The following is a 13,953-nucleotide window of genomic DNA, read 5'->3' on the forward strand; positions in this document are numbered from 1 at the left end:
TGTCGAATCGTCCGAGTAGCCCACTACGAGGACGACTCTCCGCCTTGCGATGCACCGCACCAGACGCCGTGGGGCCCGCCCTCCGGGCGGCCGGCGCTCATGTGACGACACGCCCTAGCCCCTGCCCGGTGCACCCTGGGGGCATGAGGCTGTTCGTGGCCGTCGTGCCCCCCGGGGCCGCCCTCGCCGAGCTGGGGGGCGCCGTGGACGCGCTCCGCGCCCTGCCGGGCGCGGAGGGGCTGCGCTGGACGGAGCGTGCCGGCTGGCACGTGACGCTGGCGTTCCTGGGCGAGGTGGACGAGGGCCTGCTGCCGAACCTGGTCGAGCGGCTGGAGAGGGCCGCGCGGCGCCATCCGGCCTGCCGGATCTCACTGACCGGCGGGGGCCGCTTCGGCGACCGCACGCTGTGGGCCGGGCTGGTCGGGGACGACCTGGCACGCCCCGCCGCGGCCGCACAGGCCGCCGCCCGGCGGGCGGGCGTCCACCACGAGGACGAACACGGCCGCTTCCACGCGCACCTCACCCTCGCCCGGCAGCGCGCCGGGCGCACCAGGGTGGGCCTGCGGCCCTTCACGGACGCCCTCGGGCGGTTCGCCGGGACGCCGTGGACGGCGGCGGCGTTCTCCCTGGTGCGGAGCCATCCGCCCGTGCCCGGGGTGCCGGGGGCGCAGCCGCGCTACGAGACGGTGCGGACCTGCCCGCTGGGGCAGTGAGGCCGCCCCGTTAACCTCGATGCGTGGATCCGAAGACCCGTACCCGAGTAATGACCGCCGCCCTCGCCCTGCTGGTGGTCGTGGTGATCGTCGGCACGCTGGTGCGCGGCTAGCCGTCGGGGCGCCGGGAGGCCGGGAGGGCCGGCCGGGTCAGGCGCCGGCGTAGACCCTCTCGACGAATTCCGCGACCTGTTCGTCGGTGAGGTGGCGGGCCAGGTCGGCCTCGGTGATGATGCCGATCAGCTTCTTGTCCTCGACGACCGGGAGCCGCTTGATGCGGTGCGACTCCATCTCGGTCAGGACGTCGGACACGTCGGCGTCGGCGTCGATCCACCGGGGGGTGCCCTCGCACAGATCGCCGCAGGTCACCTTGGAGGGGTCGTGACCGGCGGCGATGCACTTGGTGACGATGTCCCGGTCGGTGATGATGCCGCACATCCGGTCGTTCACGTCGTGGACCGGCAGCGCGCCGACGTTGAGCTCGCGCATCAGCTGCGCGGCCCGGTCGAGAGTCTCGGTCGCCGGTATCGCACGGGCGCCGGGGTGCATGATCTCTTTGGCTGTGGTCATACCCTCATCGTGCGCCCGACCGGGTGAATCTGCGACCGGGCGCACGACGGGGGCGGGGGCCGTGGAGCCCTACCAGGCGAAGGCCTCCGGGGACGGGCCCGGGCCCGGGAAGATCTCGTCCAGCTCGGCCGACAGCTCCGCCGGCAGCTCCAGCTCGACGGCCCGCAGCGCGGAGTCCAGCTGCTCGCGGGTGCGCGGGCCGACGATCGGGCCGGTGATGCCGGGGCGGCCCAGCAGCCAGGCCAGGGCGACGTCACCGGGCTGCAGGCCGGCCTTGTCGACCGCGTCCTCGTACCGCTGCACCTGCTCGCGCAGCACGGCGTCCTTCAGGGAGTCGGCGCTGCGGCCGGAGGTGGAGCGGGAGCCGCCGCCCTCGCGCTCCTTGCGCAGCGCGCCGCCCAGCAGGCCGCCGTGGAGCGGCGACCAGGGGATGACGCCCAGGCCGTACTCCTGCGCGGCCGGGATGACCTCCATCTCGGCACGGCGCTCGACCAGGTTGTACAGGCACTGCTCGCTGACCAGGCCGAGCGAGTGGCGCCGCGCGGCGGCCTCGTTGGCCTGGGCGATGCCCCAGCCGGAGAAGTTGGACGACCCGGCGTAGAGCACCTTGCCCTGCTGCACCAGGACGTCGATCGCCTGCCAGATCTCCTCCCACGGCGTCGCGCGGTCGATGTGGTGGAACTGGTAGACGTCGATGTGGTCGGTGCCCAGGCGCTTCAGGCTGGCCTCGGCGGCGCGGCGGATGTTGAGCGCGGAGAGCCTGTCGTCGTTCGGCCAGGGCGCGCCGTCGGTGCCCATGTTGCCGTAGACCTTGGTCGCCAGGACGGTCCTGTCGCGGCGGCCGCCGCCCTTGGCGAACCAGCTTCCGATGATCTCCTCGGTGCGGCCCTTGTTCTCGCCCCAGCCGTAGACGTTGGCCGTGTCGAAGAAGTTGACGCCCGCGTCGTGCGCGGCGTCCATGATGGCGTGGCTGTCGGCCTCGTCCGTCTGCGGGCCGAAGTTCATCGTTCCCAGAACGAGCCGGCTGACCTTGAGTCCGGTGCGTCCGAGCTGTGTGTACTCCATGGGGCACAAGCCAAGCCGTTGGAGTGCGCTCGAATCAAGGGGAGTTGAGGGTGCGTCGGTAGGGCGCGCCGAGGCCCCACGCCTGGTGCGCGGCGTCGGCGAACGCCGCCGCGATCCGGTGCTCCCCGGAGGCGTTGGGGTGGGTGCCGTCGTAGGTGTCGCGGGCGATGTCGTACCCGGCCGGGCGGGAGGCCAGCAGCAACGGCGAGACCGGGGTGTCCAGGTCGGCGACCGCCTTGGCCAGGCGGGTGTTGAACTCCTCGCACTGCGCCCCGAATCCGGGGTCCTGGTCGCAGCGCGAGTTGGGTATGACGGGCAGCAGCACCGCGGCGACCAGGGGGTTGGCGGCCCGCGCCCGCACGACGAACTCCCTTGCGTTGGCCTCGGTCTGCTCGGGGTTGGTGTAGAAGCCGAGGTCGATCAGCCCGAGCGAGACCAGCAGCACGTCGGGGCGGTGCTCCCGTACGGCGCCCTCGATCAGCGGCGCCATGTGCAGCCAGCCCTCGCCCCAGCCCGCGAGGTGGCGGCGCGCGGACGGCGGGAAGGCGGGGTCGGCGTAGCGCTGCGACACGGCCGCGTCGGCGGCGGGGTCGTACAGCGCGGTCCGCGGGCCGACGATCGCGAAGTCCTCGCCCTCCGTGCCCTGCGCCCGCAGGTGCTGCCACATGCGGTAGCGCCAGGTGTGCTCCCCGGCACTGCCGACGGTCATGGAGTCGCCGACGAACATCCACGCCGTACGGCGCCGGGACGGGCTGCGCCCGGGCGTGCCGCGTCCCGGCGTGCTGCGGGGCCCGTCACCGGGGCCGGAAGGTGCGCTGGACATGGAGGGGATCTTAGGGCCCACGGCCCCGTCCGCACGGCCCTGACCTCGGTCCCGGCGGTGTCACGCCCGTCACGGCCGGGGGCCGGCGCGCACCGGCCGTCTCCGCGATTGGCCCACCGCGGATGCCCCTGAGTGGCCCTGCTGAACGGGCCGTTCCGTTCCTAGGGTGACGCGCATGACGCACTCCGTGGACTTCTACTTCGACCCCGTCTGCCCCTTCGCCTGGATCACCTCCCGCTGGATCCTGGAGGTGGAGCGGGAACGCGAACTGCGCCTGCGCTTCCGGGTGATGAGCCTGTCCGTGCTCAACGAGGGCCGCGAGGGCCTGCCCGAGCGCTACGAGCGGCTGCTGAGCACCGGCTGGGGCCCGGTGCGGGTCTGCGTCGCCGCCGCGCGGCACCACGGGGAGCACGTGCTGCGGGAGTTGTACACGGCGCTCGGCACCCGGCTGCACGTCCAGGACCGCCCGGTCTCCGACGAGGTGCTGCGCGAGGCGCTGGCGGAGGCGGGCCTGCCGCCGGGACTGGCGGAGGCCGCGGGCGGCACCGCGTACGACGAGGAGCTGCGCAGGAGCCACCACGAGGGCATGGACCCGGTCGGCGAGGAGGTCGGCACCCCCACCCTGCACATCGACGGGGCCGCCTTCTTCGGCCCCGTCCTCACCTCGATCCCGCGCGGCGAGGAGGCGGTACGGCTCTTCGACGGGGTGCGGGCGCTGGCCGGCCACCCGGCCTTCTTCGAGCTGAAGCGCAGCCGCACCGGAGGCCTCGACTTCGCCTGAGCCGTCGTGCACCTGGCAGGCTTGGCGCATGCGCCCACTGCTCGCCGCCGCCGCGGCCTCCGTCCTCGTCATGGGTCCCCTGGTCGGCACGGCGGCCGCCGCCGACGACGGGGAGTCCGTGGCCTTCACGATGTCGGACCCGCGGATCACCGAGTCGAGCGGCCTGGTCGCCAGCCGTCTCCACAAGGGCGTCTACTGGACGCACAACGACAGCGACGACGGCCCGTACGTCTACGCCGTCGACTCCGCGACGGGCAAGACGGTCGCCACCGTCACCCTGCGCGGCGTGGGCAGCCCGCGCGACGTCGAGGCGATCTCGATGGGCCCGGACGGCGCCCTGTACGTCGGCGACATCGGCGACAACCTCGACGGCTCCTGGCCGCACGTGTGGATCTATCGCTTCCCCGAACCGAAGCGGCTGGCGGACCAGACGGTGACCGCGACGCAGTTCACCGTCACCTACGACAAGGGCCCGCGCAACGCCGAGGCGGTGATGGTCGACCCGAAGTCCGGACGGGCGTACATCGCGAGCAAGAACGAGGACGGCGGCGGCCTCTACGAGGGCCCGGCGAAGCTCTCCGCGAGCGGCACCAACGTCTTCCGGCGGATCGCGGACATCCCGCTGTGGATCACCGACGGCGCCTTCTCCCCGGACGGCAGCCGGCTGGTGCTGCGCGGCTACTTCGGCGCCCTGATGTACCGCTGGTCCGACGGCACGGCGCGCCGGATCGACCAGATGCACGTACCGCTGCAGCGGCAGGGCGAGTCCGTCGCCTTCACCCCGGACGGCCGGGCCCTGATGTACGGCAGCGAGGGCACGGACAGCGAGGTCTGGCGCGTGCCGCTGAGCGGGGACGACCTGCCCGACGCGGCCCGCCGGGACACCGCCTCCTCCCCCGGCCCCTCGGGGAGTTCATCGGCGGACGCCGCCGGCGCCGGCGCGGACGGGCCCGGTTCGACCCGGCAGTTCACGCTGGGTGCCGTCACCCTGGCGGCGGTCGCCGCGCTGCTGATCGGGGTGCGCCGGCTGCTGCGCCGGGAGCGCTGAACCGCCGCGGGAACGCCGGTGGGCGGGGCCGTCGCCCCGCCCACCGGCGGTGGTGGCCCCGAAGGGCCGGGGGTCAGAGCCGCTCGATGACGAAGTCGACGCAGGCGGTCAGGGCCTGGACGTCCGCCGGCTCGACGGCCGGGAACATCGCGACGCGCAGCTGGTTGCGGCCCAGCTTGCGGTAGGGCTCGGTGTCCACGATGCCGTTGGCGCGCAGCACCTTGGCGACCGCCGCGGCGTCCACCTCGTCGCTGAAGTCGATCGTGCCGACGACCTGCGAGCGCTTGGCCGGGTCGGTGACGAACGGGGTGGCGTGCTTGGAGTCCTCGGCCCAGGTGTACAGGCGCGAGGAGGAGTCGGCGGTGCGCGCGACGGCCCAGTCGAGGCCGCCCCGGCCGTTGATCCACTCCAGCTGGTCGTTCAGCAGGAAGAGGGTGGCGAGCGCCGGGGTGTTGTACGTCTGGTTCTTCCGCGAGTTGTCGATCGCGGTGGGCAGGTCGAAGAAGGCCGGGATGTGGCGGCCGGACGCGGCGATCCGCTCGGCGCGCTCCAGCGCGGCCGGGGAGAACACCGCGATCCACAGCCCGCCGTCGGCGGCGAAGGACTTCTGCGGGGCGAAGTAGTAGACGTCGGTCTCGGCGATGTCGACCGGCAGGCCGCCCGCGCCGGAGGTGGCGTCGACCAGGACGAGGGCGCCCTCGTCGGCGCCGGCGACGCGCCGCAGCGGCATCGCGACACCGGTGGAGGTCTCGTTGTGGGTGAAGGCGTAGACGTCCACGCCCGCCTCGGCGGCGGCCTCGGGGTGGGAGCCCGGGTCGGCGGAGATCACGGTCGGCTCGTCCAGCCACGGCGCCAGCTTGGCGGCCTTGGCGAACTTGGAGGAGAACTCGCCGAAGCTCAGGTGCTGCGACTTGCGCTCGACCAGTCCGTGGGTGGCGATGTCCCAGAAGGCGGTGGAGCCGCCGTTGCCGAGCACCACCTCGTAGCCCTCGGGCAGCGCGAACAGCTCGCGGACGCCGTCCCGGACCCGGCCGACGAGGTCCTTCACCGGCGCCTGCCGGTGAGAGGTGCCCATCAGCGAGGTGCCGGTCGCGGCGAGTGCGCTGAGCGCCTCGGGCCGCACCTTGGAGGGGCCCGAACCGAATCGTCCGTCGGCGGGCTTGATGTCAGCGGGAATCTGGATCTCGGCCACGTTCGCAGCGTAGTGCGTGACGACCCCGTCACGGGGCTCCGTTCCATCCGGTGAGACATGCGCCGCGGTGGGGCAGGCTGAGGGGCATGGCGGACGATCTGCGGCAGGCACTGCGCCGCGACCTGGAGCGGGCCGTACGCGGCGAGGTCTCCTTCGACGCGCAGAGCAGGGCGCTGACCACGATGGACGCGTCCAACTACCGTCGTGTCCCGGTGGGCGTGGTCGCGCCGCACGACGCCGACGACGTGGCCGCGGCGCTCGCCGTGTGCCGGGAGCACGGGGTGCCGGTGGTGCCGCGCGGCGGCGGCACGTCGATCGCGGGGCAGGCGACGGGCACCGGGGTCGTGCTCGACTTCACCCGGCACATGCACCGGATCGTGTCACTCAGTCCCGAGGCGTTGACGGCCCGTGTGCAGCCGGGGGTGGTCCTGGACGACCTGCGGCGCGCCGCCGCCGCGCACGGGCTGACCTTCGGCCCCGATCCGTCCACCCACAGCCGCTGCACCCTCGGCGGCATGATCGGCAACAACGCGTGCGGCGCGCACTCCGTGGCCTGGGGCACCACGGCGGACAACGTCCGGGCCCTGGAGTGCCTGACCTACGGCGGCGAAGTGCTGCGCACCGACAGGCCGCTCCGCGCCGACCTGCGGGAACTGGTCGACGGCCACCTCGCCCTGCTGCGCACCGGCTACCCGCAGCAGCTCCCCCGCCGCATCTCCGGCTACGCCCTGGACGCCCTGCTCCCCGAACGCGGCCGGGACCTGGCCCGCGCCCTGACCGGCAGCGAGGGCACGCTCGCCGTCATCACGGAGGCCGAGGTCCGGCTGGTGCCCGCGCCCCCGGTGCGCGTGCTGGTCGTCCTCGGCTACCCGGACGAGGGCGCCGCCGCCGACGCCGCGAACGGCCTGCTGCCGTACGGCCCGCTGACGGTGGAGGGGATGGCCGCCGACCTGGTGGGCGGGGAGGCCGCCGAGCTGCTGCCCCGGGGCGGCGCGTGGCTGTTCGTCGAGATGCCCGGCACCGGCGAGGCGGAGGCGCTGCGACGGCTGGCCGACGCGGGCGACTCGGTCGTCGTCACCGACCCCGTCGCGCAGCGGGCGCTGTGGCGGGTGCGCGAGGAGGCCGCCGGGACGGCCACCCGCACCCCCGGGGGCGCGGAGGCCTGGCCGGGCTGGGAGGACTGCGCGGTGCCCCCGGCGCGGCTCGGCGCGTACCTGCGCGACTTCCGCGCGCTGCTGGGCGAGCACGGCCTGCACGGCACCCCGTACGGGCACTTCGGCGACGGCTGCATCCACGTGCGCATCGACTTCGACCTGCTCGGGGCCGCCGGCGTGGCCCGCTTCCGGCGCTTCTCCGAGGAGGTCGCGGACCTGGTCGTCGCGCACGGCGGCTCGCTGTCCGGTGAGCACGGCGACGGGCAGGCCCGCGCCGAACTGCTGCCCCGGATGTACGGGGACGAACTGGTCGCCCTCTTCGGCCGGTTCAAGGACGCGCTGGACCCGGCGGGCGGCCTCAACCCCGGCATGCTCGTACGGCCCCGGCCCCTCGACACCGACCTGCGGTTCTCGGTGCTGCCGCGCGGGCCGGTCGACGTCGCCTTCGGCTATCCCCACGACGGCGGGGACTTCTCGGCGGCGGTGCGCCGCTGCGTCGGCGTCGCCAAGTGCCGTGACACGGGCGGGGGTCCGGGGGCGGGTGTCATGTGCCCCTCGTACCGGGCGACGGGCGAGGAGCGGCACTCCACCCGCGGCCGGGCCCGGTTGCTGCACGAGATGCTCGCCGGCGAGGTCGTCACCGGCGGCTGGCGCTCGCCGGAGGTCGCGGACGCCCTCGACCTGTGCCTGTCCTGCAAGGGCTGCCGCACGGACTGCCCGGTCGGCGTCGACATGGCCACCTACAAGGCGGAGTTCCTGCACCACCACTACCGGCGGCGGCTGCGGCCCGCCTCCCACTACCTGATGGGCGGGCTGCCGACCTGGCTGCGCGCCGCCGCCCCGGTCGCCGGGACCGTGAACGCCCTGGCCCGGGTGCGCCCGCTGGCCGCCCTCGCCAAGCGGGCGGCGGGTCTCGCGCCCGAGCGGGAACTGCCGCTGCCGGCCGAGGAGTCCTTCGTGCGCTGGTGGCGCCGGCAGGGGTGGCCCGCGCCGGGAGCGGGAACGGGGACCGGAACGGGGACGGGGACGGGGACGACCGTGGTCCTGTGGCCGGACACCTTCACCGACCGCTTCTCCCCTGAGGCCGGCCGCGCCGCGGTGCGTGTGCTCCAGGCGGCCGGTTTGCGGGTCGTCCTGCCGCCTGGGCGTGTGTGCTGCGGCCTGACCTGGGTCTCGACCGGACGGCTCGACCGGGCCCGCCGGGTGATGAGCCGCACGGTACGGAGGATGGCGCCGGTGGTGGCCGCCGGCCATCCCGTCGTCGTCCTGGAACCGAGCTGCGCGGCGGCGCTCCGCACCGACCTGCCCGAACTCCTGGGCACCGACGAGGCGGCGGCCCTGGCGGGCTCGGTGCGCACCTTCGCCCAGGTGCTGGAGGAGGAGGCGCCCGGCTGGGCACCGCCGCGTCTCGACCGGCCCGTCACCGGCCAGACCCACTGCCACCAGCACGCCGTCCTGGGCGACGCCGCCGAGCGAAGGCTGCGCGCCCGCGCCGGGCTCAGCGGCACCCTGGCCTCCGGCTGCTGCGGTCTGGCCGGCAACTTCGGCTTCGAACGCGGCCACTACGAGGTGTCCGTCGCCTGCGCCGAGGACCGGCTCCTCCCCGCCGTCCGTGCCGCCCGCCCGGACGCGGCCGTCCTGGCGGACGGCTTCTCCTGCCGCACCCAGCTCGCCCAGCTCGCCGGGGTGCGCGCCCGGCACCTCGCGGAGTTGCTGGCGGACGGGCTGTGAGGCGGCGGACCGTGGCGAACGCGGGGCCTCAGAACTCCGCGGTGTCCAGCTCGAGCCCGAACGGCTCGGGCAGCCGCAGCGGCGTGCCAAAGGGATGCGGGCCGTCCACCGACCGGTAGCCGAGCTCCCCCGGCTCCGCGTACAGGGTGCAGCTCCGTTCCTGCCGGTCGACGAGCAGGTACAGCGGGGCGCCGTACTCGGCGTAACGGCGGCGTTTGACGATCCGGTCGGTGTCCCCGTTGGACTCCGAGGTCACCTCCACCACCAGCAGGGTCTGATCGGGCAGCAGCGCCCGGGCGCCTTTGACGAGTTCGCGGGGCACGACCGCCAGGTCGGGCACGTACCAGTTGTTCGACCCCGGCAGATCGAGGTTGCCCGAGCCCGCGATGCACCCGAGCACGCGGAGCGCGGGCCGGATCTGCTCGCGGACCTTGTCCGCGACGTCCTCGTGGTCCCAGGTCGGCGGCACTTGGTCGATCACCCCCTCGACCAGCTGCACCCGGTCCCCCCGCATGTGCTGGATCGCGAACTTCAGTGCGGTCTCCGGGTCGTCGGTGACGTACGAGTGCCCCGCAGGGCCCGAGTGGGGCTGTGAGCTCATCGGTCCTCCAGGGGCTCCGTGCGTGCGACTGACGACAGCTCCGATTCTCACGCAGCCGCCGCCCGCCCGGGGCGCCCCGATCGCACATTCACTCGAAACGATGAAGCGCCTCCGGTCGCCGGAGCGGGCGTCACGGCACCAGCACGAGCCTCCCCCGCAGGCCGCCCTCCGCGAGGCGGGCGTGGGCCTTGGCGACCTCCGCCAGCGGGTAGGTGTCGGCCACCCGCGTGGTGAGCACGCCCCCGTCCACCAGGGCCGCCAGCTCCGCGAGGCGGGCCCCGTCCGGCCGGACCTGGACGGCGGCGACGCGGACGCCGCGCTCGGCGGCGGGCACCGCGTCGGGCCGGACGGTGACGTAACCGCCGCCGTCCCGTACCGCCGCCACCGCCGGGGCGCCCATCCCCGCCGCGTCGAGGGCGGCGTCGGCCCGGACGCCGTCCAGGGACGACACGGCCTCGTCGGCGCCCAGGTCCCGCAGCAGCGGCAGGTCGGCGGGGCGGGCCAGGGCGACGACGTGCAGCCCCGCGTGGCGGGCCAGCTGGACGGCGTAGCCCCCGACCGCGCCCGCGGCGCCGGTGACCAGCAGGCGGTCGCCGGGCCGGGCGGCGAGCAGGCCGAGCGCCTGGTCGGCGGTGAGGGCGTTGGTGGGGAGGGTGGCGGCGTGGACGGGGTCGACGGACGAGGGGGCCGCGGCGACGGCGTCCGCGTCCAGCACGACGTACTCCGCGTGCGCCTTGGTCCGCGGCCCGAGCCCGCCCACGGCGCCCACCACGGCGGTGCCCGGCGCGGGGCCGGAGACCCCGGCGCCGACCGCGTCGACGGTGCCGGCGACGTCCCAGCCCAGCCCGAGGAACCCGCCGGGCACCAGGGCCGCGGCACCGAGCAGGCCGGCCCGTACGGCGAGGTCGGCGGGGTTGACCCCGGCCGCGGCGACCCGCACCCGGACCTGGCCGGGCCCGGGCTCCGGCAGCGGCACCTCGGCCACCTCCAGCACCTCCGGTCCGCCGAATTCCCTGATCACGACAGCATGCATGGCGAAGACTCCCTGATCCTGTGGACAACGTCCTGTGGACAACGGCGGTCGGGCACCGCCACAAACAAACCTAGGGAGAGCTACTCTCTCTGGGTAAGTACGTACCTGGAAGTACGTACCGAACCCAGGAGTCCCGGAGGGCAGCACCATGGCGACGACCACCGCGTCCCAGCGGCGCGAGGAGGCGCGTACGGCCTACAACGCGTTCATGAAGGGCTGCCCGACGAACCTGCTGCTCTCCCGGATCAGCGACAAGTGGGTCGGCCTCGTCCTCTCCGCGCTCAAGGAGCGCCCGCAGCGCTACAGCGACCTCGGCCGCCGCATCGCGGGCGTCAGCCAGAAGATGCTCACCCAGACCCTGCGCACCCTGGAGCGCGACGGCCTGGTGTCGCGGACGGTCACGCCCTCGGTGCCCGTGCGGGTGGACTACGCGCTCACGCCGCTGGGCGCGAGCCTGGCCACGTTGTTCTCGGCCGTGAAGGAGTGGGCGGAGGAGAACATCGAGGAGGTCGTCGAGGCCCGCGAGCGCTACGACGCGGAGGCGGAGGAGCAGGCCCGGGCCGAACAGGCGGCGTCCTGAGAGGCGGGGCGCAGGTGCGGGGGCGGGCGCCGGGCGCCAGGCGCCGGGTGCGCCCTGGCGCGGCGACCGGCCGCCCGGTTTCGCCGATCCCCTGTGCCGTTCATCCGGTTTCCGGCATCCTGTAGAGCCATAATCGGCCATTTCGGCTGAGTTACGGCAATGGGGGGACACCATGCCCGGTGGAGAGCGGGGCACACTCGGTCGGCTCGTGAGAGCGCTCAGCCTGGCGACGCTGGTGACCGTCTACGTCGCCAGCCTGCTGATCACCTACCGCCAGCTGCACGCCAAACCCGTGCTCCAGGACGTCATCGGGGCACCGGACTGGACCCGGGCGGTTCTTGTCATGGGCCTGGTGATCGGCGGCGGGCTGGGCACGGCCGCGGCGATCGTCGACGACCGCCGTGAGCTGCCCTCGTGGTTCCTGACCGCCGTGGGCGTGGCGGGTGCGCTGGCCTGGAGCCTGTGGGCCTCGTCGAGCCTGGGCGAGGACTACGTCCACATGCTCTTCGCGGCCACCGCCCCGGTCACCGGCCTGCTGGTGTGGGCCGAGCTGATGCGGCAGTTCCGCAACCAGCGCCGGGTCGCCGTCGTCTGACGGCCCGGCGCCGCGGCCGGGCGGTGGCCGGTCGAGCCGCCGCCCGGGCCGGGGCCGCGCTCAGGCGGCCACCGACTCCGACTCCCGCGGGACGAACTCGACCAGCTTGTGGTCCTTGCCCCGGTGCAGGTCGATCTTGAGCCGCAACCCGCCCAGCCGGGCCAGGACGAGTCCGACGCACGCCGCCGCCACCGCGGCGACCAGGCCGCCCGCCAGGAACCCGGTACGGGCCCCGAAGACGTCCGTGATCCAGCCGACGAGCGGTCCGCCCAGCGGCGTGCCGCCCACGAAGACCATCATGAACAGGCTCATCACGCGGCCCCGCATCGCGGGGTCGGTGGCGAGCTGCACGCTGGCGTTGGCCGTGGTGTTGAAGGTCAGGCCGAAGATGCCGATCGGCAGCATCAGCGCCAGGAAGATCCAGTACGTCGGCGCCAGCGCCGCGACGACCTCCAGCACACCGAACCCCAGCGCCGCGCCCACCAGCAGCCGCAGCCTGCTGCTGCCGCGCCGGGCCGCCAGCAGCGCGCCGACCACGGAGCCGACCGCGAGCACCGAGTTGAACAGGCCGTACATGCCGGCGTCGCCGTGGAAGACGTGGTCGGCGAAGGCGGTGAGCCAGATCGGGAAGTTGTACGCGAAGGTGCCGATGAAGCCGACCAGCACGATGGGCCAGATCAGCTCCGGCCGCCCGGCGACGTAGCGCAGCCCCTCGCGGAGCTGGCCCTTGCCGCGCGGCGCGGTGGGCACCGCGTACAGCTCGGAGCTGCGCATGAGCAGCAGCCCGGCGAGCGGCGCCAGGAAGGACAGGCCGTTGAAGAGGAAGGCCCAGCCGCTGCCGACCGCGGTGATCAGCGCGCCCGCGACGGCGGGGCCGATGAGGCGGGCGCTCTGGAAGTTGGCGGAGTTCAGGGAGACCGCGTTGCGGACGTCGGCCGGGCCGACCATCTCGACGACGAACGCCTGCCGGGCCGGGTTGTCCACGACGGTGACCATGCCGAGGCCGAAGGCGATGGCGTACACGTGCCAGACCTGCACGGCGCCGCTGAGGGTGAGGGCGGCGAGGGCCAGGCCCAGCAGGCCCATCAGGAGCTGGGTGGCCAGCAGGATGCGGCGCTTGGGGTAGCGGTCGGCGATGACGCCGCCGTAGAGCCCGAAGAGCAGCATGGGGAGGAACTGCAGCGCGGTCGTGATGCCGACGGCGAAGGAGGACCCGGTGAGGCTGAGCACCAGCCAGTCCTGCGCGATGCGGGACATCCAGGTGCCGGTGTTGGAGACGATCGCCCCGCCGGCGAAGAGCCGGTAGTTGCGGTTGCGGAGCGAGCTGAACATGCCACCGGGCGCGGACGGTGCGGCGGGACGGCCGGCGCCGGGGCCCCCGGTCGGTCCGTTCGGTCCGTTCACTCCCGGCCCGGCCGGTCCCGCCGCCCCCGCGGCGGCGTCGGCGCCGGCCGGGGTGGGCAGGTCGGCCGGGTCGGCCGTACCGGCCGGTCCGGTCCGCTCGGGGGTGTTCGGTTCGGGTGCGGCGTCAGATGCGGCTGCCGAACTCAATCCGGTCTCGCCTCCTCGTCATCGTTTCCTTGCGTCGGCGTGAGCGAGCTTGTCCAGGACGGGCGCCGCCTCGCGGAGCACGGCGCGTTCCTCCTCCGAGAGGGTGGCCATGAGTTCGGCCAGGAACGCGTTGCGCCGGGCCCGGCTCTCCTCGAGCATCGCCTCCGCCTGCTCGGTCTGCCGGACGACGACCTGGCGCCGGTCGTCCGGGTGCGGGTCCCGGTGCACCAGGCCCTTCGACTCGAGCATGGCGACGATCCGCGTCATGGACGGCGGCTGTACGTGCTCCTTGCGGGCCAGCTCCCCGGGGGTGGCGGACCCGCAGCGCGCGAGGGTGCCCAGTACGGACATCTCCGTCGGGCTCAGCGACTCGTCGACCCGCTGGTGGCGCAGTCGGCGGGAGAGCCGCATCACGGCGCCGCGCAGCGTGTTCACCGCTGCGCGGTCGTCCTCGGACAGTTCGTTCACGATCATTAGCCTAGCTCATTACTTACGCTAAATAAAATCCGGCGGAAC

At 74.1% G+C, this 13,953-nt stretch carries 14 protein-coding genes; 6 read left to right on the forward strand and 8 right to left on the reverse strand.

The window, feature by feature from the left end:
- The first annotated feature begins 143 nt into the window (after nucleotides 1-143).
- Nucleotides 144-713 (forward strand): RNA 2',3'-cyclic phosphodiesterase, encoded by a 570-nt coding sequence (gene thpR, locus ABZ479_RS10155; RefSeq protein WP_500461094.1) that lies wholly within the window; start codon nucleotides 144-146, stop codon nucleotides 711-713.
- 150 nt (nucleotides 714-863) lie between these two features.
- Here the strand turns inward: thpR and ABZ479_RS10160 are convergent, their stop codons facing one another.
- The 3 genes from ABZ479_RS10160 to ABZ479_RS10170 all read right to left on the reverse strand — a co-directional run bounded on the left by ABZ479_RS10160 (nucleotide 864) and on the right by ABZ479_RS10170 (nucleotide 3,075).
- Nucleotides 864-1,283, reverse strand: a complete 420-nt coding sequence (locus tag ABZ479_RS10160) for a CBS domain-containing protein (protein WP_499599893.1) — start codon at nucleotides 1,281-1,283, stop codon at nucleotides 864-866.
- A gap of 69 nt (nucleotides 1,284-1,352) precedes the next feature.
- Nucleotides 1,353-2,348, reverse strand: coding sequence for an aldo/keto reductase (locus ABZ479_RS10165; RefSeq protein ID WP_500461095.1), 996 nt, complete (start codon nucleotides 2,346-2,348; stop codon nucleotides 1,353-1,355).
- A 34-nt stretch (nucleotides 2,349-2,382) separates the two neighbouring features.
- The gene (locus ABZ479_RS10170; protein WP_500461284.1) at nucleotides 2,383-3,075 is read right to left on the reverse strand and encodes a GDSL-type esterase/lipase family protein; all 693 of its coding nucleotides are present in this window, start codon (nucleotides 3,073-3,075) and stop codon (nucleotides 2,383-2,385) included.
- 271 nt (nucleotides 3,076-3,346) lie between these two features.
- Between ABZ479_RS10170 and ABZ479_RS10175 the strand changes: the two genes are divergently transcribed.
- A complete protein-coding gene (locus ABZ479_RS10175) occupies nucleotides 3,347-3,952 on the forward strand; it encodes a mycothiol-dependent nitroreductase Rv2466c family protein (RefSeq protein ID WP_500461096.1) in 606 nt (201 codons plus the stop codon).
- A 28-nt stretch (nucleotides 3,953-3,980) separates the two neighbouring features.
- A complete protein-coding gene (locus ABZ479_RS10180; protein ID WP_500461098.1) occupies nucleotides 3,981-5,000 on the forward strand; it encodes a hypothetical protein in 1,020 nt (339 codons plus the stop codon).
- 73 nt (nucleotides 5,001-5,073) lie between these two features.
- Here the strand turns inward: ABZ479_RS10180 and serC are convergent, their stop codons facing one another.
- Nucleotides 5,074-6,192, reverse strand: coding sequence for a phosphoserine transaminase (serC, locus tag ABZ479_RS10185; protein ID WP_500461099.1), 1,119 nt, complete (start codon nucleotides 6,190-6,192; stop codon nucleotides 5,074-5,076).
- Between the two features lie 86 nt (nucleotides 6,193-6,278).
- Between serC and ABZ479_RS10190 the strand changes: the two genes are divergently transcribed.
- Nucleotides 6,279-9,077, forward strand: a complete 2,799-nt coding sequence (locus ABZ479_RS10190) for an FAD-binding and (Fe-S)-binding domain-containing protein (RefSeq protein WP_500461100.1) — start codon at nucleotides 6,279-6,281, stop codon at nucleotides 9,075-9,077.
- Nucleotides 9,078-9,105: 28 nt separating this feature from the next.
- On the opposite strand, the gene ABZ479_RS10195 is transcribed toward ABZ479_RS10190, so the two are convergent.
- Both ABZ479_RS10195 and ABZ479_RS10200 read right to left on the reverse strand, forming a co-directional pair.
- Nucleotides 9,106-9,678 carry a Uma2 family endonuclease gene (locus tag ABZ479_RS10195; RefSeq protein ID WP_500461101.1) on the reverse strand — a complete coding sequence of 191 codons (573 nt, stop codon included), beginning with the start codon at nucleotides 9,676-9,678 and terminating at the stop codon, nucleotides 9,106-9,108.
- 130 nt (nucleotides 9,679-9,808) lie between these two features.
- The gene (locus ABZ479_RS10200; RefSeq protein ID WP_500461103.1) at nucleotides 9,809-10,711 is read right to left on the reverse strand and encodes an NADP-dependent oxidoreductase; all 903 of its coding nucleotides are present in this window, start codon (nucleotides 10,709-10,711) and stop codon (nucleotides 9,809-9,811) included.
- A gap of 148 nt (nucleotides 10,712-10,859) precedes the next feature.
- Between ABZ479_RS10200 and ABZ479_RS10205 the strand changes: the two genes are divergently transcribed.
- Nucleotides 10,860-11,291, forward strand: coding sequence for a winged helix-turn-helix transcriptional regulator (locus ABZ479_RS10205; RefSeq protein ID WP_500461105.1), 432 nt, complete (start codon nucleotides 10,860-10,862; stop codon nucleotides 11,289-11,291).
- Nucleotides 11,292-11,499: 208 nt separating this feature from the next.
- Nucleotides 11,500-11,886 carry a hypothetical protein gene (locus tag ABZ479_RS10210; protein ID WP_500461107.1) on the forward strand — a complete coding sequence of 129 codons (387 nt, stop codon included), beginning with the start codon at nucleotides 11,500-11,502 and terminating at the stop codon, nucleotides 11,884-11,886.
- 60 nt (nucleotides 11,887-11,946) lie between these two features.
- On the opposite strand, the gene ABZ479_RS10215 is transcribed toward ABZ479_RS10210, so the two are convergent.
- On the reverse strand, nucleotides 11,947-13,437 hold the full coding sequence (locus tag ABZ479_RS10215; RefSeq protein WP_500461108.1) for an MFS transporter: 1,491 nt from the start codon (nucleotides 13,435-13,437) through the stop codon (nucleotides 11,947-11,949).
- Between the two features lie 18 nt (nucleotides 13,438-13,455).
- Complete coding sequence (locus ABZ479_RS10220; RefSeq protein WP_499599876.1) at nucleotides 13,456-13,911, reverse strand: MarR family winged helix-turn-helix transcriptional regulator; 456 nt, start codon at nucleotides 13,909-13,911, stop codon at nucleotides 13,456-13,458.
- Nucleotides 13,912-13,953: the final 42 nt, after the last annotated feature.

This window comes from Streptomyces sp. NPDC005722, from assembly GCF_040630935.1.
GTDB lineage: Bacteria > Actinomycetota > Actinomycetes > Streptomycetales > Streptomycetaceae > Actinacidiphila.